The sequence below is a fragment of the Geomicrobium sp. JCM 19055 genome, assembly GCF_000698185.1.
Lineage (GTDB): Bacteria > Bacillota > Bacilli > Bacillales > Marinococcaceae > Geomicrobium_A > Geomicrobium_A sediminis.
In genome coordinates this window covers 20,995-43,816 of record NZ_BAXL01000025.1, presented here as the reverse complement: position 1 = coordinate 43,816, position 22,822 = coordinate 20,995, and the positions used below count along the sequence as shown (strand labels likewise).

The 22,822-nt window shown below is 41.4% G+C and carries 23 protein-coding genes and 3 pseudogenes; 18 read left to right on the top strand and 8 right to left on the bottom strand.

Annotated features, from left to right (window positions below; all coding sequences use genetic code 11):
* Window positions 1-198 precede the first annotated feature (198 nt).
* The 3 genes and pseudogenes from JCM19055_RS19115 (at window position 199) to fetB (ending at window position 3,512) form a co-directional block, all read left to right on the top strand.
* Window positions 199-1,567, top strand: a pseudogene (locus tag JCM19055_RS19115) (CitMHS family transporter).
* A gap of 452 nt (window positions 1,568-2,019) precedes the next feature.
* Window positions 2,020-2,748 carry a phosphate ABC transporter ATP-binding protein gene (locus JCM19055_RS19110; RefSeq protein ID WP_042360896.1) on the top strand — a complete coding sequence of 243 codons (729 nt, stop codon included), beginning with the start codon at window positions 2,020-2,022 and terminating at the stop codon, window positions 2,746-2,748.
* Entirely contained in the window at window positions 2,745-3,512 is a 768-nt protein-coding gene (gene fetB, locus JCM19055_RS19105) for an iron export ABC transporter permease subunit FetB (protein ID WP_042360879.1), read from the top strand. Before JCM19055_RS19110 ends, fetB begins: the two co-directional genes overlap by 4 nt.
* A gap of 3 nt (window positions 3,513-3,515) precedes the next feature.
* Here the strand turns inward: fetB and JCM19055_RS24680 are convergent, their stop codons facing one another.
* Window positions 3,516-3,857, bottom strand: coding sequence for a YolD-like family protein (locus JCM19055_RS24680; protein ID WP_052366553.1), 342 nt, complete (start codon window positions 3,855-3,857; stop codon window positions 3,516-3,518).
* A 297-nt stretch (window positions 3,858-4,154) separates the two neighbouring features.
* Between JCM19055_RS24680 and JCM19055_RS19095 the strand changes: the two genes are divergently transcribed.
* From JCM19055_RS19095 to JCM19055_RS19070, 7 genes are all read left to right on the top strand, one after another.
* Window positions 4,155-4,874 carry a GyrI-like domain-containing protein gene (locus JCM19055_RS19095; protein ID WP_052366552.1) on the top strand — a complete coding sequence of 240 codons (720 nt, stop codon included), beginning with the start codon at window positions 4,155-4,157 and terminating at the stop codon, window positions 4,872-4,874.
* 101 nt (window positions 4,875-4,975) lie between these two features.
* Window positions 4,976-5,791 carry an SDR family oxidoreductase gene (locus tag JCM19055_RS19090; protein ID WP_052366551.1) on the top strand — a complete coding sequence of 272 codons (816 nt, stop codon included), beginning with the start codon at window positions 4,976-4,978 and terminating at the stop codon, window positions 5,789-5,791.
* Between the two features lie 207 nt (window positions 5,792-5,998).
* A complete protein-coding gene (locus JCM19055_RS19085; protein WP_042360877.1) occupies window positions 5,999-7,078 on the top strand; it encodes an AI-2E family transporter in 1,080 nt (359 codons plus the stop codon).
* A 77-nt stretch (window positions 7,079-7,155) separates the two neighbouring features.
* Window positions 7,156-7,788, top strand: a complete 633-nt coding sequence (locus JCM19055_RS24675; RefSeq protein ID WP_265182371.1) for a serine hydrolase — start codon at window positions 7,156-7,158, stop codon at window positions 7,786-7,788.
* Window positions 7,709-8,353, top strand: a complete 645-nt coding sequence (locus JCM19055_RS24670) for a serine hydrolase domain-containing protein (RefSeq protein ID WP_052366549.1) — start codon at window positions 7,709-7,711, stop codon at window positions 8,351-8,353. The genes JCM19055_RS24675 and JCM19055_RS24670 overlap by 80 nt, the downstream gene beginning before the upstream one ends.
* A gap of 227 nt (window positions 8,354-8,580) precedes the next feature.
* The gene (locus JCM19055_RS19075) at window positions 8,581-9,117 is read left to right on the top strand and encodes a hypothetical protein (protein ID WP_042360876.1); all 537 of its coding nucleotides are present in this window, start codon (window positions 8,581-8,583) and stop codon (window positions 9,115-9,117) included.
* Between the two features lie 50 nt (window positions 9,118-9,167).
* On the top strand, window positions 9,168-10,505 hold the full coding sequence (locus JCM19055_RS19070) for an InlB B-repeat-containing protein (protein WP_152549980.1): 1,338 nt from the start codon (window positions 9,168-9,170) through the stop codon (window positions 10,503-10,505).
* Between the two features lie 46 nt (window positions 10,506-10,551).
* Here the strand turns inward: JCM19055_RS19070 and JCM19055_RS19065 are convergent, their stop codons facing one another.
* On the bottom strand, window positions 10,552-11,460 hold the full coding sequence (locus JCM19055_RS19065) for a LysR family transcriptional regulator (RefSeq protein ID WP_042360874.1): 909 nt from the start codon (window positions 11,458-11,460) through the stop codon (window positions 10,552-10,554).
* Between the two features lie 132 nt (window positions 11,461-11,592).
* Here JCM19055_RS19065 and JCM19055_RS19060 point away from each other — a divergent pair.
* From JCM19055_RS19060 to JCM19055_RS24660, 3 genes and pseudogenes are all read left to right on the top strand, one after another.
* Window positions 11,593-12,107 (top strand): annotated as a pseudogene (locus tag JCM19055_RS19060) (N-acetyltransferase family protein).
* A complete protein-coding gene (locus JCM19055_RS24665; protein WP_052366548.1) occupies window positions 12,100-12,678 on the top strand; it encodes an EamA family transporter in 579 nt (192 codons plus the stop codon). The pseudogene JCM19055_RS19060 and the gene JCM19055_RS24665 overlap by 8 nt, the downstream one beginning before the upstream one ends.
* A 2-nt stretch (window positions 12,679-12,680) precedes the next feature.
* Entirely contained in the window at window positions 12,681-13,028 is a 348-nt protein-coding gene (locus tag JCM19055_RS24660) for a hypothetical protein (protein ID WP_052366547.1), read from the top strand.
* Window positions 13,029-13,032: 4 nt separating this feature from the next.
* Here JCM19055_RS24660 and JCM19055_RS19050 read toward each other — a convergent pair whose 3' ends face one another.
* The 3 genes from JCM19055_RS19050 to JCM19055_RS25840 are packed head-to-tail and all read right to left on the bottom strand — an operon-like array spanning window position 13,033 to window position 14,134.
* Entirely contained in the window at window positions 13,033-13,569 is a 537-nt protein-coding gene (locus tag JCM19055_RS19050) for a methylated-DNA--[protein]-cysteine S-methyltransferase (RefSeq protein WP_265182370.1), read from the bottom strand.
* A gap of 14 nt (window positions 13,570-13,583) precedes the next feature.
* Window positions 13,584-13,985, bottom strand: coding sequence for a helix-turn-helix domain-containing protein (locus JCM19055_RS25845; protein WP_370543230.1), 402 nt, complete (start codon window positions 13,983-13,985; stop codon window positions 13,584-13,586).
* Window positions 13,892-14,134 (bottom strand): Ada metal-binding domain-containing protein, encoded by a 243-nt coding sequence (locus JCM19055_RS25840; protein ID WP_193745509.1) that lies wholly within the window; start codon window positions 14,132-14,134, stop codon window positions 13,892-13,894. The genes JCM19055_RS25845 and JCM19055_RS25840 overlap by 94 nt, the downstream gene beginning before the upstream one ends.
* A gap of 178 nt (window positions 14,135-14,312) precedes the next feature.
* On the opposite strand from JCM19055_RS25840, the gene JCM19055_RS19040 reads away from it, so the two are divergent.
* From JCM19055_RS19040 to JCM19055_RS30395, 4 genes are all read left to right on the top strand, one after another.
* A complete protein-coding gene (locus JCM19055_RS19040; RefSeq protein ID WP_042360872.1) occupies window positions 14,313-14,879 on the top strand; it encodes a DUF4256 domain-containing protein in 567 nt (188 codons plus the stop codon).
* Between the two features lie 74 nt (window positions 14,880-14,953).
* Entirely contained in the window at window positions 14,954-16,147 is a 1,194-nt protein-coding gene (locus JCM19055_RS19035; RefSeq protein WP_042360871.1) for a diaminopropionate ammonia-lyase, read from the top strand.
* Between the two features lie 70 nt (window positions 16,148-16,217).
* A complete protein-coding gene (locus JCM19055_RS19030) occupies window positions 16,218-17,123 on the top strand; it encodes a M20/M25/M40 family metallo-hydrolase (protein WP_265182369.1) in 906 nt (301 codons plus the stop codon).
* Window positions 17,083-17,391 carry a M20/M25/M40 family metallo-hydrolase gene (locus tag JCM19055_RS30395; protein ID WP_265182368.1) on the top strand — a complete coding sequence of 103 codons (309 nt, stop codon included), beginning with the start codon at window positions 17,083-17,085 and terminating at the stop codon, window positions 17,389-17,391. Before JCM19055_RS19030 ends, JCM19055_RS30395 begins: the two co-directional genes overlap by 41 nt.
* A 39-nt stretch (window positions 17,392-17,430) precedes the next feature.
* Here JCM19055_RS30395 and JCM19055_RS19025 read toward each other — a convergent pair whose 3' ends face one another.
* A complete protein-coding gene (locus tag JCM19055_RS19025) occupies window positions 17,431-18,015 on the bottom strand; it encodes a hypothetical protein (protein ID WP_042360870.1) in 585 nt (194 codons plus the stop codon).
* 265 nt (window positions 18,016-18,280) lie between these two features.
* Between JCM19055_RS19025 and JCM19055_RS19020 the strand changes: the two are divergent.
* A pseudogene (locus JCM19055_RS19020) lies at window positions 18,281-19,846 on the top strand (BCCT family transporter).
* Window positions 19,847-19,897: 51 nt separating this feature from the next.
* On the opposite strand, the gene JCM19055_RS19015 reads toward JCM19055_RS19020, so the two are convergent.
* Complete coding sequence (locus tag JCM19055_RS19015) at window positions 19,898-21,823, bottom strand: endonuclease MutS2 (protein WP_042360869.1); 1,926 nt, start codon at window positions 21,821-21,823, stop codon at window positions 19,898-19,900.
* 275 nt (window positions 21,824-22,098) lie between these two features.
* A complete protein-coding gene (locus JCM19055_RS19010; protein ID WP_042360868.1) occupies window positions 22,099-22,629 on the bottom strand; it encodes a GNAT family N-acetyltransferase in 531 nt (176 codons plus the stop codon).
* Window positions 22,630-22,822: the final 193 nt, after the last annotated feature.

The window sequence follows — 22,822 nt, the reverse complement described above, 5'->3', positions numbered from 1 at the left end:
TATTGTTATATTTGTAAAACGAAATCCTGTGAACATAATGAACAAAAGTCTACTTAAATCTACATAATTACAATCAATGGTTTAAACAATCATTTTATTCAGATTATATTGACGCTTAAATTCTATTCCCTTATAGTGACTAATATTGAAAGCGGTTTACTAGAATGTCGGAATGTAACCAATGTAGGGGGATTTCAAATGCAACCAGATGTCTCGATTTGGCTAACCGTTGTCGGTTTAGCGATTATCTTTCTAATTGTAGGTCTATTAATTTGGGGAAAAATCAGTCCGATTGTAGGGATGACATTAATTCCAATTCTCGGTGCTTTAATTGCTGGCTTTAACTTCGCAGAGATTACAGAGTTTTTAGAAGCGGGTACAAGTCAAGTGATGGGCGTAGTTGTTATGTTCATCTTTGCGATTATTTTCTTTGGTATTATGCAAGATAGTGGATTATTTAATCCGTTTGTTCGATCAATGATTTTAATAACAAAAGGAAATGTCGTTGTTGTTGCAATTGCAACCGCTATCATTGGGATGGTTGCACAAATTGATGGAGCAGGCGCGTCAACATTTTTGATTTCCATTCCAGCGTTGTTACCATTGTATAAAGAGTTACATATGAGTCGTTACTTGTTGCTTCTATTAATTGCACTCAGTGCTGGGCTCGTAAACATGATTCCTTGGGGTGGCCCTGCAGCGAGAGCGGCTTCTGTTATTGGAACCGATCCAGTTTCTTTCTATTTGCCACTGATCCCGTTACAAGTTGCTGGTCTTGTGTTAATACTAGGACTTGCAACGTTGTTAGGAATTAGAGAAAAAAAGAAGAATTGAAAAGCGCGTTCAAGCTGGAGAAATTACCTTGAATGAGAATGTTAATGTAAGGGGAATTGCTGACGAGTTTGTAAAACGTCAAAATGATGAAATGGCTGCCGCAAGTGAACAGCCACGTAAACATCCAGCCATTATTTGGATTAACTTATTGCTAACGATCGCAGTGTTAGCTACGATGATTTCGTCGCTTTTACCGCCTCAATATGCGTTCATGTTAGGTGTAGCCATTGCTCTCCCGATTAACTATGCGACGGTTAACGATCAAATGGGAAGAGTGAAAGCGCATGCGCCAAGTGCATTAATGATGGCTGCAGTTATTTTAGCAGCTGGCGTGTTCTTAGGAATCTTAGACAATTCAGGTATGCTAGAGCACATTGCACTCGCAACAATCAGTGTGATGCCTGAGTTTGTTGTCCCTTATATTCATATTATAGTTGGTTTGTTTGGGGTACCAATGGATCTTTTAACAAGTACAGATGCGTATTATTTCGCTTTGCTTCCGATTGTAGATTCGATCGCAAGTACACAAGGGATCGAGTCAGCGTCAACAGCTTACGCAATGCTCACAGGAAATATCATCGGTACATTTGTTAGCCCGTTCTCTCCAGCACTTTGGTTAGGTGTCGGTTTAGCTGGGGCCAATATGGGACAACACATTCGCTACTCATTCTTCTGGATGTGGGGATTCAGCATTATTATGATTATTCTTGGGATTCTTATGGGAATCATTTAAACATAATAAAGGTTTATTTTGGGGTAGATTCACACAATCAAACGTGTGGATCTATTTTTTTATTTGTCGAAAAACCGCTACATTATGTTTGGGAATTTGTACGCTGGTTTTGAATCAAGAGAGGGATAAAATGACAGTGTTTAATGGGGTTGCAATGGCTATAGTGATTGGCTCGCTACTTTTTATCGTCTAGTATAACGATTGGCGAGATGAACGTTCAAGAGCTGTCGTAGGTAAAGCGAGTAGCATTTCTTTGTTTGTCGGTCTTGTTGCTTCAGCATTGTTTTTAGTGATGTATGAAACAGGACAGATCGCTAACTTTACAGAAATGTGGCGTTTTTTTTAATTTCAAGAGTAGAATAGATTTAGAATAGTAGTGGATAAATTTTACTTTGATCGAGAAAATAAAGGGAATGGTAGGTAGCGGGTTAAATGCAAAAGGAAGTGACAGCATGATGGAGGATGAAGCTGCAATTCAGTTTCATGAAGTGAGCTTTGCAACAAAGGAATTGACGATTCTTGAGTCAATTACAGGTTCATTTGTACGGGGTGAGATTACTACGTTAGTTGGCCCTTCTGGTGCTGGAAAATCGACGTTGTTTCGTTTATGTAATGGTCTCTTATCAGCGAGCTCAGGTGATATCTGGATTGATGGGGTTATGATTGGTGACTATGAACCGGTGCAGTTACGACGAGAGGTTGGTATTGTGTTGCAAAGCGCAACGATGATGACAGGCACGGTAAGGGATAATTTGGAACTAGCAAGAGTGCTACAAGGAGAATCACTGACTGACGACGAAGCCGAGGAGTATATTGAAGTTGTTGGTTTAGGAAAAGAGTTTCTAACACGGAACAGTCATGATTTGTCTGGTGGACAAAAGCAAAGGGTATCAATTGCACGGACACTCGTAAACTGCCCTAAAATCTTGTTATTAGATGAGATTACATCCTCATTGGATCGTGTGTCGACACAAGAGATTGAAGAACTCATTGTACATATTAATCAACGCTACAAAACGACTGTTATTTGGATTACGCATCACCTTGATCAAGCATTACAAATCGGTGCTTACACGTGGGTGATGATTGATGGCAAGTTGGTAGAGTCAGGACCGAGTAATCTCCTTCGAAACCCCGAAAATGAAGACGTTCGACGTTTTGTAAAGGGGGAAGTAGAATGAGTTTCATAACCCTAGTGATTGCCCTCGTTTTTGTTGCGATTCCACTCGTTCTTTCAAAGACATTAAATCTTGGTCTTGAGAGAGATACGATTGTTGCAACCATTCGTTCGATTGTTCAATTACTTGCAGTCGGGTATTTGTTGCAGTTCGTTTTTGATTCAGAAAGCATTTTGTATATTGTCTTAATGATTGGTTTAATGATTGGTGCTGCTACGGAGAACGCAAGGAAGAAAGGTTCTAGCATTCCGGGAATCACCTGGAAGTTAATCGTCACATTTCTATTCGTGCAAGTGTTAACTCAAGCCATCCTCTTAAGCCTCAATATTATTCCAGCGACTGCTCAATACATCATTCCAATTAGTGGTATGGTGATTGGGAATTCCATGGTGCTTGGAATACTCTTTCTTAATCGTTTTACAGCTGAAGTAGGGTCAAGACATGACGAGACGGAATTGATCTTATCGCTTGGGGGAACGCCAAAGCAAGCGGTACATCGTCCTTTAGTAACGTCGATTAAAGCAAGTATTATTCCGACGATTGAAGCTCAGAAGACGATTGGCCTTGTGCAATTACCAGGCATGATGAGCGGGCAAATCATTGCTGGTGCGGATCCAGTTCAGGCAGTGATGTTTCAATTGCTCATCTTATTCTTACTGTTAACGACCGCTGTAATTACAAGTATTATGCTCGGTTACTTCTCTTATCCAACCCTCTTTAATGATCGAATGCAATTCATTAAAGAACAAAGTAACCGTGGAGCTTAGCGTTTAGTGCAAAGCAAGGTTGATGAGGACGTCAAACTTTAAGTAATGGATTTCTTCATCGACGGTAAGGATGTGAAATTGCTCCTGGGTGTTATTAATAAAATGGCAATGACCGATGATTTCGTAAAAGTGCCCGTCATGCCAAAAGATAAACGTTAATAACTGGTGATACTCCATCGCTTCTGAAAGAATATACTCGAATTCTTGCCAATGTTGTTCATCAAGAACAGGTTGTTGAACCTTTTTGTTCTCTTCTTGGTGTTTAAGCCATGCTTCGCGGTGTTCAGGCAAAATCATCCGCATCGATTCCCATCGCATGTTGCCACCGGGTGTAAGCTTATTCATCGCATGCCCTCCAGAACATTTGTTCTCATTTTAGCATGATCTTTAGAGGAGCGCTAGTTTTGTCATGGGTCGATGTTGCAATTTACGTTAGCGTCATTCCGACTAAACGGAACGATTTCAAGCGGGAGAGGCTCATTTAAGGTTGTTATTCTTAATGTAGAAGGGAGGTCATCACGATGGACGTGTTAAAAAGAATGAATGATGCCATTGATTATATTGAACAAAACTTGGACAAAAAAAGTGAATTACAAAGAGGTCGCAAGCATCGCTCAATTTTCGGATCATCATTTTAGGAGAATGTTTTCCTTTATTACAGGTGTTTCGATTGCGGAATATGTTCGCAGGAGGCGCTTGACGTCAGCGGCATTTGATTTAAAACATCATCATGTGCGAGTCATCGATGTAGCAATGAAGTACGGGTATGATTCTCCAGATGCATTTTCAAGGGCGTTTCAATCTTTACACGGTATAACCCCTAGTGAAGTTTATTATTCAGATGCATCATTAAGGGCTTTTCCGCGAATGACCTTCCAATTTATGATTAAGGGAGCGGTTGAAATGGAATATCGGATTGTTGAAAAAGAATCGTTTACAGTCGTCGGAAAAAAAGAGAACGTTGCAATGGGAGAAGGAGGAGAGTTTGAGCCAATGCTCTGGGAACAGCTTGAGACGATTGAAAAGCAGCTCAAACCGTATGATCACTCATCATTCCCTGGGATTTTGCACATCTCTAACGCGAAACAATCAAATGATGTTACGTATATGATTGCAACAGCAACAGATCAGCAAGCGACAAAAGAGTTTGAGATTTTCACAATTCCTGCTAAAACGTGGGCAGTTTTTCATGCCCAAGGACCAATGCCTGAAGCGATGTTAAAGACGTGGGAGCGTGTTTATTCTGAATGGATTCCAATGACTGAGTATGAATTGGACGAAGCTCCTGAAATGATTCGAAGTGTTGAAGAAGAAGTTGAAATTTGGGTTGCCATTAAACCGAATGCAACGGATCGTTTTTGAATGAATGATGCATGTTGATTATAATTGGAGTAACGAAAAAGCGGGGAGACACCCCCGCTTTTTTTCATATCAATGGAATGTTAACTAGACGAGGTGAAACGATGAGTCAGTTGTTAAGAGATCAATATCCGTTAAAAGGTCGTGTGATTTTGATTACCGGGGTTAGTCGCCGTCAAGGAATAGGACATGCTGTGGCAAAGCAATGCGCGGCATTCGGGGCATCAATTATTGCCCATCACTATCAACCTCACGATGAAGAACAAGAGTGGGGAAGTGACCAGCTGAGTGAGGTTTTTAAAGGGATTCAATCAGAACTTATCGGTGATGCGCGTTTTCTTGATATTTCTGGTGACTTTCAAAAGGCAGAAACCCCAGACCAAGTGATGAACGTAGCTGTTGATGCATTTGGCCAAGTGGATGGTTTGGTGTGTAATCATGCCATGAGCGGTTCTGACGGCGCCATTGGGGAGCTAACTGCAGAAATGCTCGATAACCATTGGGCAGTCAATACGCGCTCTTCTATTCTTCTTGCTCAAGCATTTGCGAATCAAATGACCAAAGATCGTGAAGGATCAATTTTGTTTATGACGTCTGGTCAACGTTTAGGACCGATGCCAGGTGAAATTGCATATGCATCGGCGAAAGGGGCGTTAGCTGATATTACGTTAACGATTGCTGACCAGCTCGCTGACCAACAAATTCGAGTGAATACGGTTAACCCAGGACCTGTTGACACAGGCTATATGGATGAAACAACGTGGAAGCAGTTGAAGCCGATGTTTCCATTTGGTCGTTACGGGCAACCTGAAGACCCAGCAAGGTTGATCGCTTGGTTACTTACAACAGAAGCCCGCTGGATTACCCGGCAAATCATTAACACAGAAGGTGGGTTTGGCAGGTGGAGACCTAAAGGTTAGAAACTGCCTACTAGAATACATCGTTATGTGCATTATTTTCCGGGAAATAATAAGAAGTAAGAGCGTAATGCTAGATTTTTGCTCACGTGAACAAATCGTTACGAAGGCTTCTGTTCTATTGATCTTTTCGATTAGATGTGTGAAAGATAGAGTAGACATCATTGCAGTATACCGGATGGTCGATACATAAAGGTAGGAGTTAAATTAATGTTAAATAAAGTATGGTTTCAATTAGGGATTGGCTTGCTATTGCTCATTCTGATCGTGAAGAACTTTATGGAAATCAGTGGTTTATTTGAACCAGTAATTATTATTTTGACGACGATTATGATTCCAGTTCTTTTAGCTGGTTTGTTATTTTACATTACGGAGCCATTGCAACGTCGTCTCGTTCGATATATGCCGAAATGGGCAAGTGCCCTAGCGATTTTGGGAATCGTTGCGGTATTTATCGCTATTATGGCAAGTTTAATTCTCGATCCGCTCATCGAAGAAGCCAATAAGTTTATTCAAAATGTACCGATGATTTTCCAACAGTTTGAGGCAATTGTTATACAATTTCTTAACGATGATGGAACGTTTCCTATTGATTTAGAACAAACATTTGGATCGGTGTTGGATTCGATTGAGGATATCATTATCGTTGGTTCTAGTTATCTCGTATCTTTTCTTAGTGGGGCCGTTTCAGCGGCATTAACCTTGATTCTCGTACCATTTTTCTTTTTCTTTATGTTAAAAGATCACGAGAAATTTGCTCCTGCTCTTTATAATCTATTTCATGGAGAACGAAGAGAATGGGTTAAGAAGCTTTTAAGTGAGATTGACTTTGCACTGAAAAGCTATGTTCAAGGCCAAGTCTTAGCAGCTTTTATACTCGCTGTTTTGTTGTTTACCGGTTATTCTCTAATTGGACTTGAATATGCATTATTACTCGCATTGCTCGCGTTTTTACTAAATATGATTCCATTTCTCGGTCCTTGGCTCGCGTTTTTCCCTGCGTTTGTCATTGCGCTCATTCAAGATCCGGTGTTAACCATTTGGGTATCGCTGATCACACTTGCGGTACAGCAAGCTGAGAGCAACCTCATTACGCCGAACATTATGGGTAAGAAGCTAAGTGTTCATCCATTAACCGTGATCACACTCGTACTAGCCGCAGGAAATATCGCTGGGTTTATCGGAATGATTGTAGCAATCCCCACGTATGCCGTTCTTAAAGTGATCGTCATTAACATTTACGAGAAGCGTCAAAACATCCAAAAGCAAATCTTTAAAGACGTAAAATAAAAAGGAGAATGTGTATGGCAAGCTCCCCGCAAGAACGTAGGAAGTGGAACGAACTTGAAGCCTACATTCAGTCGCAAATGCAAGCCTACGCAATTCCAGGTGCTTCAATTGCTGTAAGTAAAAACAATCAGCTAGTCTATTCAAAAGGGTTCGGCTATCGTGATATTGATCAGAAACTACCCGTTACGAAAGATACAATTTTTGGTGTAGCTTCGATAACTAAATCGTTTACAGCTCTAGCGATTATGCACATGCACGATCAAAAGCAGTTATCCATTGAGGACCCAGTTGTTCAGCACTTGCACCAGTTTTCATTACGTGGAGGAAATACCGATAAAGTTACAATTTCCCATTTGCTATCGCATACGACGGGTGTCCCGCCATTGCGACGTTGTGTTCAACTAGATGGCTTCGATGAACACCTTGATTATTTGCGAAATGGAGATTATGAACCATTTGCTGAGCCGGGAGACTATTTCAGTTATTGTAACGACACGTTTTTGCTCCTCGGAGCGATTATTGAGCAGGTCAGTGGTCAGTCATATCGCTCATACATGACAGAAAAGCTACTAAAACCATTGGGTCTCACGCGCTCAACTTATGATGTAGATCGTCTTAAACGGTTAGAAAATGTGTCGATTCCGTACGTATACAACAAAGAGAAAAAAACGTCAAGAAGCTGTTGCTTGGCCAAAGCTTGGAAACTATGAAGTTGGTGGGGGCATTCGTTCGACAGCCATTGATTTAATAACCTATGGTCGTCTTTATACAGATTCGTTATTCCGAAAGGCTCGGTTTCCGGTTCGTGAACATGTGCTTAAGAGCATGTGGCGTCCGTTGATTGAGGTGAATGATGTCTCTTCCTATGGTTATGCCTTACAACTTGTCTCAAATTATGAAGGGAAAACACTCGTTGGTCATGGTGGAAGTCAACCAGGCGTCTCTTCGTACTTCGGATTTATTCCTGAAGAAGATACGGTCATTGTCGTACTGCTCAATTGTTCAGATGCACCGGCAGACGACCTTTGGCGAGCGGTAGCGAATGTGGCGTTAGATTTGCCGCTTGAACAGTCAATGATTGAAGAAACTGAGTATACGATGGCAGATGAAGAAAAGAAGCGGTTATTAGGTGCTTATTTTGTTAGAGAAGGAAACGCTGAGGCGCACATCATGGAAGAGAGTGATCGGCTCACTATAACAATGGACGGTCGTAAGCATAATTTACGAGCGGAGAACGCAACCACATTACTAATTGAAGAAACGGGGAAGCGTTAACGTTTTATTTATCAGAAGACGGCGTCGCTTGGGGCGTAAGAGTTGGGCTTAGAATGTTTTTGAGAAAGTGACTGCAATTGCAGTCACTTTTTTTTATGCGCGCAGTCAATTAATCCGGCTAAAGAGCACATTTTTATAAGAAGTAGACATGCACACAATAGCGATCTTCTATAAGGACATAGTTTAATTATAAGGCAAACATTCAAGAAAAAGGGGGGGCATTTGGGATGAATGTTTCAAGTTATCAAGAGCTGTTAACCGCTTTAGCGATGAATGCACCTGTAATCATTGTTACGAACGATATTGTTATAGAGGGACAAATTACAATAAATTATGCTGTGGCTATTCAAGGGATTGAAAGAACGACGCTACTTCAACGTTCAACAGCTCATTCAGGATACGTCTTTAATATCACGGCAAACGGTCAGTTATTGTTGCAAGATTTAATTGTTGATGGTGGCAGTACGATTGGTTTAGAAGATGGATCTTCTTTAATTAATTCGACAGGAACATTGAATACTAACAATGTGACATTGCAAAATTCATCTTCAACTTTTCGTGGCGGTGCTTTAATGGTCGGAGGAGCTAGCGCTGTCAATGTTATTAATAACTCTATCATATCAAATTGTAGCGCTGTAGGAATTGGCGGAGCGATTTATGTTGGGGGGACAAATAAACGAGTAGTATTACAAACTCCACGATTAGTGGTAGCTTTTCTGGTAGTAATGGGGGAGCGATCTATACAAATCAAACCGCAACGTTAAGTTGTACAGCGGTTACGTTTATAGAAAATGAAGCAACTACAAATGGAGGAGTGCTTTTTGCCAATATCAATACAACTACGACCATCACAAACTGTCAATGTATGATGAATGTAGCGAGTAACGGGGGAGCGATCTTTGCTAATGCGAGTACAACACCAGAAATCGTTGATACCGTATTCACGGAGAACATTGCCAGAGCTAATGGTGGAGCTGTTTATTTGAACAACGATAGCAACTCTTTACTATCAAGAAACACGTTTGAGCGAAACGAAGCAATAAATGGGGCTGGAGTGTTTGTTAATAATGCTGCAACGATGAATCTCGATAACACGTCATTTACGAATAACGTTGCATCAAATAATGCAGGAGCCTTGTTTATGAATACAAATACGCAGTCGACGATTACAGCGTGTACATCTCGTGCAAATGTAGCAACCGTTAATGGAGGGGCAATGTATGCGAACATTGGGGCGACCTTGCAGTTGGAAAACAGTCTTATTGATTCAAATATAGCGGGAAATGAAGCTGGAGGAATCTATGTTAATTCTACTGCGAATGCGACTGTTTCAAATGCAGAAATGAATGGTAATGAAGCGGCAATCGGTGGAGCAGTGTCAATTAACACAAATGGAAGCATGATGATTACAAACAGTAGAATTATTGATAATAACGCTAGTGTACGTGCAGGTGCCATTAATAATTTTGGAGCATTAACGTTAATTAATCGCGTTGATTTTGGACCAATTGGCTCTAATGAAGCGCCTATTGCACCTGGAATTTTTAATGCTGGAGAGATGAATGTTGAAGATTTAACGACGGATATCAACGGTGTTTATATTGTAGATGCCGAGAACGTGATTCGAATCATTAACCCTTTGTTTGCAGGTTCAGTGTTTCAACTAGATACTTCTGAATACGTTTTTCCAGATCCAGAACGAAGCCCTATTGTTATTGCGATTCCTACACCAGAGTATCCTGTATTATCTCAATCCGATGCGGATGCATTCTTGAAACCTGTCACTGGTTTTGAAGATTGGGAGATTCAACTTCTCAACAATCAAGTTGTCCTCGTTTTTAACCCTTCACCACTTCAATATACGATCACGTATGTTGGCGTATTAAGTACAATCAACCCGAATCCAACGAGTTATCGACCTGAGGACCTCCCGATTGTGTTGCAGGATCCTAATCCAGTCGAAGGATATGAATTTATCGGTTGGTTCGATGAGCTTGGCAATCAAGTGACCATCATCCCACAAGGAACAGTTGGAGACATCGTTCTCTATGCACGCTACAGGGAAACAGGTGGTGCATCTGGCGATGGACAAATGATTACGAACCACGTTAGGGTGCGTTGTTGTCCATGTGATGCCCCGGCGAAAGAGTAATAAATGCTCGATTAAAGCGACTGCGTCTATGGGCAGTTGCTTTACTTTATTTAGGAAGAGAAAGGTGCAAAGACTTGTTAAGCTCTTCTATAAACTGAATAATTTCTTCTGGGAAGACGGTGTCATCTCGCTTAATATAGCCAATGCGTATCGTAGATCCGTCCATCAAAGGTCGAGATGTAATATTAGCATTCATATACCCTTTTACAATACATCCCGTGCCAAGGTTAAAGCTATCTGTATGAGAGAGCATGTTGTTCATCGTACCACGATCGTTTACATAGATGAGTTGTTTCTGATTATGTAAGTTTAAGGTTTCTTCAGCAAAATGCAGCATCATATCGTTTTGTTGATACGTAAGGTACGGATAAGGTTCCAAGTCTTCTAATTGAATGACCGATTGGGTTGCTAAAGGATGTTCTTCACGCAAGAAAACCTGTTGTTTTACGGTCCCCAGTTGCTGAAATGTCAATGATTTGGACGTAAAGTAACGTGCGAAAAAGTGTTCATTTAAGTCTGTAATGGAAATTACACCAAGAATACTGCGACTCGCGTAAACGTCGTCAATGACGTCTGTCGTTTTTCCCTCGTGAAGCGAAAGTTCATAGTCTTGATGAAACAGGTTCATAAAATGAGTGAATGCTTCAATTGCAAAGCTATAGTGTTGCGAAGAGATCGTATATTTTAATTTAGTCTCTGGTTTTTGGGTGAATTGGTAGATGATTGATTCTGCTTGTGCAACTAACTTTTGTGCGTAAAAGAGAAGTTCCCGTCCTTCTTCTGTGAATAAGACGCCTCTATTCGTTCGCTCAAAAATTGTGATGGATAGTTCTTCTTCGAGGTTACGGATTGCTTTACTAAGGCTAGGTTGAGTGACATAAAGCGCAGTGGCGGCTTTGTTAAATGATTGATATTTTGCGATTGAAATAAGATAACGGCATTGTTGTAACGTCAAAGTGATCACCTATAGCTATTTGATATAACTTTATACTATAACAGGCGATGATTTTTTTTCAATTTTACGATGATAAATGCAGGCGATACACTTGGAATAGAAAATGATGGAAAGCGTAAAGGAGTGTTATAGGTGATTAGAAAAGCTTGTAAAGATGATTTACAGAAGATTTTAGCGATATATAACGATGCGATTCTGCATACAACAGCGGTTTATAGCTATCAACCGGAGACAATCATAGAGAGAGAACAGTGTATAACCAAAAGCTTGAGTCCGGTTATCCAGTTTTTGTTTGTGAAAGAGGTGGAGAAATTGCTGGCTTTGCAACGTATGGAGCATTTCGCGATTGGCCTGCGTATCAATACACCATTGAACATTCAATTTACACAGATATAAATCATCGTCAAAAGGGTGTCGCAACAGATTTACTACAAGCAATTATTAAGGATGCAACAAGCGAGAACTATAAAACAATCATTGCAGGGATTGATGCTACAAATGAAGGAAGTATTCGATTGCATCAAAAGTTCAATTTTACACATACAGGAACAATGAAAAACGTTGGTTATAAGTTTGAGCGCTGGCTTGATTTGGCATTTTATCAATTCATGATAGATCAACCACAGGTAGAAAAGGCGTGTGAATGAATCACAATTGAGACGTTCGTGTGTAAATCCTGATCGATCCATTGTGTCAGGTTACGTATACGTTCTAGCTGCTTACGTATTGTGGGGAATGCTCGGAATTTATTGGAATCTGTTGCATCCTGTCAATGAATTTGAAGTGATGGCACATCGTATTGTTTGGGGTTTTGTTGTCATCATAGCCATTGCATGTGTGATTCCGAGTAAGCGGGTGAAACTGATTCATTTCATTAAAGGAATTCATGCAAACAGAGGGGAGCTTGTTCGATTATGTGTCGCTTCAATAGCGATTAGTATGAACTGGTTTGTCTTTATCTACGCAATGATGAATGGTGCGGCAATCGAAGCGAGCCTTGGTCTTTATATCACACCACTTGTCAGTATTTTGATCGGAGTGATCGTCTTTCATGACCGAGTGAATCGACGTTTAGTTACGGCGATCGCTTTGGCATTCACAGGGGTGATCTTAGTCACATATGGTCTCGGGACTTTTCCCGTTATCGCATTGCTGCTGGCATTAACATCAGGAGTATATGGCTTGCCAAGAAAAAGGTCAAACTCGATGCGGTCGTAGGGATGGCGGTGGAGACGATGATCGCTACTCCTGTGGCAATAGGCATTCTTTTGTTTTTTTATACACAACATTCATTGGTGTTCGGATCATCGATTCAAGTGTCTACGAAGCTTGTATTAGCGGGTTTACTTACAGTTTTGCCGTTGTTATGGTTTTCAAAAGGTGTACAAACAGTCTCGCTAACAACGGTCGGTTTTTTCCAATACATTACACCGACCATTGTATTTTTAATGGGTGTTTTTGTTTTTCAGAGCACTGTTGCCGTTGTGGAGTGGATTGCGTTCGGTTTGATTTGGAGTTCGTTACTTCTTTATTCGTTGACGTTAAAGAAACGTAAATTGTCGAATTGAACCTTTAAAGTGCTGTACCCTTGGTTGGTTCGTGTAAATGAGTGAGGTCGATGTCTTCAAGTTGTAACAGCTTCTTTTTGACGCCAATTCCACCAGCGTAACCTGTGAGACTACCATTTGAACCTACAACACGATGACAAGGGATAATAATAGAAATGGGGTTGTGTCCAACAGCACCGCCGACTGCTTGGGCGGACATGTTTTTGCCTTGAGTCTCATAAAAACGTTGAGCGATTTCGCCGTATGTTATGAGATTTCCGTAAGGAATGGAAAGAAGTTCGTTCCAAACCGTTTTACGAAATTCAGTACCTGCAGGTTTAACTTCGAAATCCAGTGTCGGTTGTTTACCTGAGAAGTAGTCGTTTAACCAAGCTTCAACTTGAGTAAACAGTGCTAAGTCTTGGTTTTCAATCGTGTGATCTCCTAATGTCTTGCCGTAATACTTTTGGCCGTCAAACCACAATCCTGTCAGTGCGTGACCGTCACTCGATACAGTGACTCGTCCAAAGGGTGTGTGGATTTGATGTGTATAAGTGTCCAACATGGATCGCTCCTTTACCTTTGCTTTTCTCGGTATTGTTTCGGGGTAAGTCCGTAATAGTCACGAAAACGAGTAATAAAATGTGCAGCGTTAGGCATCCCGACCGTCTTAGCAATGCTGTTCACTGGTCTGTCGGTACGTGTTAATAACTTGCACGCCTCGTCTAAGCGTCGTTTTGTAATGTATTCATTCGGGCTTAGGCCGACTCGTTTTTGAAAGGTTCGCTGTAAGTGATAGGGGCTTACATGAAAATGCTCTCCTAATTGTTCAAGCGTAATTGAATTCATATAATGAAAATCTAAGTGTTGCGTTACCTTATTGATCAAGGCCGATTCTGGTCGTTCGGATAAGTCGGGTTTACAACGTTTGCAAGGTCTAAAACCAACTTTTTCTGCAGTTGTTGTGCATGTGAATATGCGAATGTTTTCCCGTTTTGGCGTTCTAGAATGACAAGAGTCGACAAAAAAATCTTCGTAGAAGTTACCCCGTAGTAAAAGATCGTATCATATGTCTGATCACTCTCATTAATCGCCTGCCATTGCTCATCGCTTACCCTTTGTTCCAAAACCATACCCCCACTCTTTCAGTTCACTATTATCATAGTACATGTGTTTTGTACGGTCTACTTTCTCGGCTATAAACGCAAGAATGCAAAACGGGATTTGTCTTATACTATGCTAAAAGTGAACTAGCCTTCCATATCAGAATAGAAGATAATAATGATAAGTAGAAAAAAAGGAGGAATGATTGTGTCAAAGAAGCAATTAACTGAAGAACAACAAGTGCAGCTTTTAGAACGTTTGAAAAGTCGATTTGAACAAAACATGCATCGTCATCCTGGACGGCAATGGTCAGAAGTTGTCACGAAGTTAGAAGCACAACCTGAAAAACTCCACGTCTTACATGAGATGGAACGCACCGAAGGCGAGCCTGATTTGGTGACTTTTGAAGAGGAACCAGAAGCACTTCACTTTATCGATTGTTCACAAGAAAGCCCAAAAGGTCGCAGAAGTGTATGTTTTGATCGCGCTGGTCTTGAAGCGCGTAAGAAGCATCAACCAGAGAATACTGCACAAGATTTAGCAGCGGAGTTGGGCGTTACATTGCTAACTGAATCAGAGTACCGAAACCTCCAGAAATATGGACCGTTTGATCAGAAGACGTCGAGTTGGATTGAAACGCCGTCTTCGGTACGTGAACTTGGTGGCGCATTGTTCTGCGATTATCGCTACGGTCAGGTGTTTGTCTATCATAACGGCGCTTCTTCTTATTATGGTTCGAGAGGGTTCAGAGGAATTGTCACATTGTAATAGCTGTTATTCGTCAAGTGATTGACGAATAACGAATAAAGTAATATATTACATATTAATAAGGGAGGGGACCGATGGGTATTCACTATGAACGAAATCATAAAAAAAGAGAGATACAATCTTCATTTAGCAGATATTTCGAGAAAGAGGCTATTGAAGAAGTGACTCAATTTCTTGCTAGTTTTCCTGATTATAAGCCGACACCGCTATGTTCATTGCAACGACTCGCAACAGAACTAGGTGTGGAGTCAATACTCGTAAAAGATGAGTCGAAACGCTTTCGTTTAAATGCGTTTAAGGCGACTGGTGGGTTGTATGCAGTCAGTGCAGAATTAGCTAATGCGCTTGGTGTAAGCTTGAGTGAGCTCACATTTAGCGACCTACGTGTACTCGCAAACGAGCACCATCCACTGACGTTTATTACAGCTACAGATGGAAATCACGGGCGTGGTGTTGCCTTTGCAGCAAGTCAACTCGGTCAAAACTCAATCGTCTATATGCCTAAAGGCTCCTCGCAAGAGCGTCTAAAAGCGATCCAAACCGAAGGTGCGAATGCAGAGATTACTGACGTTAATTATGATGAGGCAGTAAGAGTCGCATCCCATACTGCTGAGAAGTTCAACTATGCTCTCGTGCAGGATACCGCATGGCAAGGGTATGAAGACATTCCATTAAGGGTTATGCAAGGTTATGCAACGATTGCACATGAAATTGTTGAAGAGTTGGCAAGAAGTGCTCAGAACCCCCCAACTCACGTGTTTTTACAAGCAGGTGTTGGATCATTCGCTGCTGCGATTGCAACATTTTTGCATCATGCATATGGTGATCAGTCACCGAAAGTTATACTCGTCGAACCGGAACAAGCACATTGCTATTATGTATCGTTCAAGAATCAAAGCGAACGTACCATTGTGAATGGAGATATGGAAACGATTATGGCAGGGCTTGCGTGTGGTGAGCCGAGTACGATTGCGTTTGAGTTGCTTCAAGAGCTTGCCGAAGGTGCCTTTTCGTGTACGGACGATGTGGCGGCGCTCGGGATGAGAATGTACGCTAACCCGCTTAAAGAGGATGAACGAATTACATCAGGAGAATCAGGCGCAGTGACGTTAGGGCTACTTTATCGACTTCTGCACAACAAGGAGTTGGAATCGTTCAAAGACCAAATGGGTCTTAATGAAACTTCGCGGGTGTTGCTCATTAATACGGAAGGTGACACTGATGTTCAAACGTATCGTGAAGTCGTTTGGGAAGGGAAACATTCATAACAAATGAACGTAAGCGTCGTAATTGTAAGATCGACGCTTACGATTGATGAACGAAAGGGGAGAGCATTACATGGAGAACTTGTATGAAGCGCTATGTGAATATGAACAAGAGATGGTTGGATTTGTACAACAGCTCGTTCGGATTAAGAGCTTTTCAGGCGATGAGAAAGAAATCGCACATACGATCAAAGCTAAGATGGAATCGCTAGATTTTGATGAAGTATGGATCGATTCACTTGGAAACGTCGTGGGTCGAGTTGGAAATGGTGAAAACGTTGTGATGTTTGATTCACACATGGATACAGTAGAAGTGCATGAGGAAGACGAATGGGAGTTGCCACCTTTTGCAGGCGAGCTTAGAGAAGGTAGAATTTACGGACGAGGGTCTGTTGACATGAAATCATCAATTGCGGCTTCAATGTATGCTGCAAAATTGGCGAAAGATTTACAGCTTCTGAATGGAAAGACCGTCTATATCACATGCACCGTTGATGAAGAGTTCTGTGATGGTGAGAACTTAAAACAATTGTTTAAAGAATTTCCTCAAACGAAACCAAACTATATGATTATTTGCGAACCTTCAGACAACAAAATTGTCCTAGGTCATCGGGGAAAAGCACAATTACGAGTAAAAACGTTCGGCACGTCTGCCCATGGTTCTGCTCCTGAAAAAGGAGATAATGCCGTTTATAAAATGGCAGAAGTCATTCGCAGAGTAGAAGGGCAAAATCATCAATTGATGCATCGTGAAATTGCGTCAGGGACGCTCGTCTTATCAAACATATCAAGCACGAGTGCATCGTTAAATGCCGTTCCTTCTGAATGTGAAATTTATCTCGATCGCCGACTAGTACTCGGAGAAAATGAAGAGACAGTCAAAAAAAGAGATGGATCACATCGTGAACGGGTTGGATGCAACGTGGGAAATCGGTTCTTTGCATCGCACAAGTTGGACAGGCGAGAATATTCACTATGAACCTTTACATGAACCGTGGAAGATTGCCGATGACCATCCGCTCACAAAGTACTTAGTAAACGCCTATGAAAAAGTATTCTCCAAACCGCCAGCATTTGATTTTTGGGATTTTGGGACAAACGCGGTGACTCCAGTTTCAGAGGGGATTCCGACAATCGGTTTTGGCCCTGGCGAATACAAACTTGCGCATATGAACAATGAAAGTTGTGAAGTGAAAAAAATTCATGAAGCTTGTGCCTTCTACGTGGCAACAATTGCAGAAATATAAAACAGGAAAACGCCTAGCTTTAGGCGTTTTCCTGTTTGTTTAACTCAATGATTTTTTTTCGCGAATTTGTTGGTACTGTTCTTTAAAGCGGTCAAAATCAGGGAATGCATCGTGTGCGCGATTTTCATAAATCTGCATGCGCTCTTCTCGGATTTTTAGCAATTTCGCAAGTTCAGTTGCATGGTCGTACAGAAGGTTTGTCGAAAAGGCATCCGCATCTTTTTCAGTCCAATGATCATTGGCTCGATCGTGTTCGTGATAAAGCTGATAATCTTGTTGCAATTCCCATCCGTAATCGCGTAGTTCCGTACGTTGGACGTGGTGGCGCATTTCATGGAGCAATAATTGAACGGTTACAGCGGTCCCAACGTTAGAATTGTGGCCGTGAGCTTTTACATTTTCAGCCACTTGTTGGGGATATAAGTAGATCGTGCTAATTAAGCTTCGAGGATCGATGGTGCTTACACCACCTACCCTTTGAAGGTCTTCTTGAATATGGTCTGGATGGTTCTTAATTTCATTCTTTGAGCGCACGACTTCAAGTTGTAACGTCTCTTTATGGGTAACGTACCCTTGTTCTTCGCAAAAGTCGATGACTTTCCACGCATCTTTGTATGTAAGCATTTGTTCACTCCGTATGGATCGTGTAGTAGGTGGGACAAGTTTCCATTTTAGTGTTGCACAAAATGAAACGCACTATACAGCCTATAGTAACAAGAGCAGAAGGTCAATGTGGTGTTGAATAAATAATCGTACTTAACCTACTAAGAATCCTAAGCCACATCTTAGTAAAGATAGGTAAATGTTACATAATGGTTCTCTTACATGTTCGAAGGGGAGAACGACCACACTAGCAGAAGGAATGGAACATAAAGGAGCAGGGATTGTTATGAAAACAGCACATGGTCGAATACAACCAGTGTTTTATTGGGCTGTAGGTGCGTTACTCGTCGTCATTTTAGCCGCAGTTCTTTTACCGACCCAACTCGAACAAATTACTGCAACGGTCCAGCAGTTTATTTCAAGTACATTTGGCTGGTACTACTTGATTGCCGTAACTCTTTTCGCACTCGTCTGTTTGTTTATTATCATTAGTCCATACGGAAAAATTAAGCTCGGCAAAGATGATGACAAACCAGAGTACGGGTACTTAACATGGTTTGCGATGTTGTTTAGTGCAGGGATGGGGATTGGACTTGTGTTCTTCGGTGCAGCAGAACCGATGTCACACTTTGCGATTAATTCACCTACGGTTGAAGAAGGAACGATTGAAGCAGCACGTGAATCGATGCGGTTTGTGTTTTTTCATTACGGCATTCACGCTTGGGGAATCTATGCGATTATCGCCGTATGTTTAGCGTATTTTAACTTCCGTAAAGGAAAGCCGGGGTTAATTAGCGGTACGTTGTCTCCTTTAATGAATACGGATGGTCTAAAGGGGAAGTTCATTGACGGATTTGGGTTAGTCGCGACCGTAACGGGTATTGTGACGAGTCTTGGATTTGGTGCTGTTCAGATGAATGGTGGGATCTCATTTTTATTTGATCTACCGATTAATTTTTGGATTCAAACCATTATTATTGTTATTGTAACGGTCTTGTTCTTAACGTCTGCAATGACTGGGTTAAACAAAGGGATTCGAATCTTAGTAATTTCAACATGATTCTTGCATTAATTTTGCTTATGTTTATCGCAACGTTTGGTTCGACGATGTTTTCATTGAACTTGTTTACGAATACGCTAGGAACTTACTTGCAAACGTTGCCAGAGCTTAGTTTTAGAATTGCGCCAGGTAGCCAGATGCGAGGGAGTGGATTAATGATTGGACAATCTTCTATTGGGCGTGGTGGATTGCGTGGTCTCCTTATGTTGGGACGTTTATCGCCCGGGTTTCACGGGGGCGTACATTACGAGAGTTTACAATTGCAGTCTTAATCGTTCCGTCGATTGTAGGATTTATCTGGTTTTCATTCGTCGGGGGAACAGCAATGTCATTAGAATTGAATGAAGTCATCACTTTGAGTGCATTAACAAATGAAGAAATGATGTTCGGGATGTTAAGTACGATGCCGATTAGTACGATTACGTCGATTGTTACGATTGTGCTGATTGCCGTGTTCTTTATTACATCTGCAGACTCGGCAACGTTTGTACTCGGGATGCATTCAACGAATGGTTCGAATAATCCACCGAATGGAATTAAGTTCGTTTGGGGATGGTACTCTCAGTTACAGCAATTGCCCTTCTTTATAGCGGGGGTCTACAAGCCTTACAGAATGTGATGATCATCGCGGCTTTTCCTTTCTCAATTATCTTACTCATGATGGTCTTTTCACTAATCAAATCACTTAGGTCAGAACGAAGCCAGTTTTCTACGAACCAGCCACAACTTGTTGTTCGTAAACAATCCAGAGAGGACGACGAAGACGAACCTTCCACAACCGATAAAGACTAAACTAAAAAAGACGAAACGGCTCAATTAATGCCGTTTCGTCTTTTTGAATGATTATTCTTCGTCTTCGAGAATTAATCCATCCACATGTTTTCGTGACAAGTCATTTTTGATTTTCCGATACGACTTGCTTTTGAAGATAATATCAAAATCGTAGTCTTCGGGATACAAATCTTCAGCTTGGATATAAAGCGTTAATCGTTTATGATTGTACGTTTTCTTTCCACCTTTAACTTGAATGACGTAATTGCCACGTTCATCCGGTCCTGTATAGACGATGCCAATCTCATCTGACGCTTGGATTTTTACATTGTCACCTTGATCGAATTGTTTCACGTCGCCAACGGATTTCTTTTTCTTATAATCGGCGTAGCGGTTAATCGTAATTTGCCGTTTTAATGCGTCTTTATTTAATGACTCAGACGTAAAGCGTTCTTTATAATTGCCACTTTCCTTGTATGCTCGTTCGTGTGCTTGTTCGACGATTTGTGGGTGCAAACCGAGTTTTAAGGCGATTTCAAATGCTTGGCTTTTGCCGCTTTCTCCAAGTAGTAAGCGATACGTCGGTTTTAAGGTTTCTAAATCGAACTCCATTGAGCCGTTTAGAAAGCCCTCGGACTCCTCTGCAAAGGATTTCATTTCATTATAATGAGTCGTTGCGAATAGCGTCGCACCTTTTTTATATAGTTGCTCTAAAATCGCAATCGCAAGGCCCATTCCTTCAGCTGGATCTGTCCCTGAACCAAGCTCATCGAGGAAGACGAGAGAGTGGTCGTTTGCCTGCTCGAGAATTTGAATAATCGAGACGAGTCTCGAGCTGAACGTACTCAAATTGTCTTCGATGCTCTGTCCATCACCAATGTCGATGAAGACTTGCTGGAAAATTCCCGTTTTGCTACCGCTCTTTGCTGGGATTAATAATCCTGCTTGAGCCATTAACGTGAGCAGACCTACGGTCTTAAGAGTCACGGTTTTACCGCCCGTGTTCGGTCCTGTGATAACGAGTGCCCGTTCTTCTTCGCCGAATTCAATCGAAAGGGGGACGGCGTTGTCTTTTAGTTCAGGATGACGAGCCTCAATGAGGTTCATCGTTTTGTCGTCAGTTAGAATTGGTCTTGTTCCTTGAATCGATTGGCAATACTTTGCTTTCGCAAAGAGAACATCATAGTTGTGCATCACGTCTAGTGCAAGCATGAGCGTATGCTCATAATCCAAGAACTCAGCAGTCAGTTCAAAAAGGATCCGTTCAACTTCAGCTTCTTCCATCATTTTGTATAGGTTGAGCTCTTCTTGAATGGAAGAAATCTCAGCAGGTTCAACGAAGACGGTAGAACCAGAAGCGGACGTGTCCATGACGCTCCCTGGAACTTTGCCTTTGTATTCCTTTTTAACTTGCAAAACAAATCGTCCTTGTCGTTCTGACACGACGGTATCTTGCAAATAGGTGGCGTATTTCTTGCCACGGGCAAGGTCTTGCACTCGTGCTTTCATGCGGTCCTCAAGTTCACTAATTTGTCTTCTTAAGTCCGTTAATGACTTCGATGCGTAATCATCAACACGTCCATTTCGAAGTGCAGACGAAAGGGTCTCTTCAAGTTGTGAGACATCTTCGATCGAAAAGGCATATGCACTTACTGTAGGTGCAGCATATTCTTTATCCTTCATAAATCGTTTTAACTTCGTGCAATGATCAAGAAAAGAAAGGACACGTGAGAACTGATCTGCTCGTATGAATAAACCTTTCTTTCCTTGGGTGATGAGTTGTTCAATGTCATCGACCGTGTGAATCGGTACACTACTGCTGATTTTTAAGATTTCAATCGCTTCTTCAATTTCAGTGAGTAACTGAGAGATTCGTCGTTCGTTAACCATTGGCTTTAATTGGTGAATCGTTTCTTTCCCGCGCTCTGTTCTTGCATAGTCCTTAATATCTTGAATGACTTTGTTATAGCCTAAGACGTCTAGTGTTTGGTTGTTCATGTTATATCCTCCTAAGATCTTGTTGAAGATCGCCGGAACGGTTGAACACAGTATAAACAAAAATCGCTGTGAACAATCGTTCACAGCGATCAAATAGACTTACGGGTCTTCCCGCAGTCTGATGATGGGTACGCTAGTTTTAGAACGAGTTCTTAACAAGAAACATACGCACAACAAAGAAGCGCCTAGTAGACGCAATTTTAAACGTATGCTTCGTATCCAATTGCTGGATTAGTTAAGAACCGCCAGTAACATAAATATTCCCCTTATCGTTTCTATTCGTTAAATGCACGTGAGTAATGAACAATTCCGTGCACATGTTGTAGTGCGTTTGGTTGTAATTCAATTGCCATAAAGGACTCATCAGGCACGTCAAACGGTGCTGTAATCTGCCATTCACTTGCACGTGTAAACCCAAACTTTGGGTAGTACGCCTCGTGCCCAAGAACGATCACCGATTCATGACCAGTTTCAGTTGCTTTTGATAATGCATGCTGAATTAACTGGCTACCAATACCCCTACCTTGATAATCAGGTATGACAGATACAGGTGCGAGTGCTAAGGAGTCAGCACGACCATTGTTGTTTTTAATTATAATCTTAGATAGTACGATGTGTCCTACAATACGTTCGTCATCAACTGCAACAAACGTTAAATCAGGTTGATACGCATCGGTCTCACGAATTTTCTCGACGAGCTTATGCTCTTGGTGATCCGTATGCTCTGCGTGTCGAAAAGCTTGTTCAATGACACATTCATTGTCTTTATAGTCAGAAGGGCGTTCCTCTCGTATGGAAATCGTCACAATGATTCTCCTTTACGTTGAGTGGAAATAAGATAACATCCGTTCTTAATAAAAAAAGCGTATTAAGAACGTTTACACCCCAGTAATGAACATAAGTTATACAAACAAAAACCTCCATTTCAATTACTTAAATTGTATGGACTGAAACGAATGATGTCAACTTGGGAAGGTTTACTAACTAAGAAAGACGAGT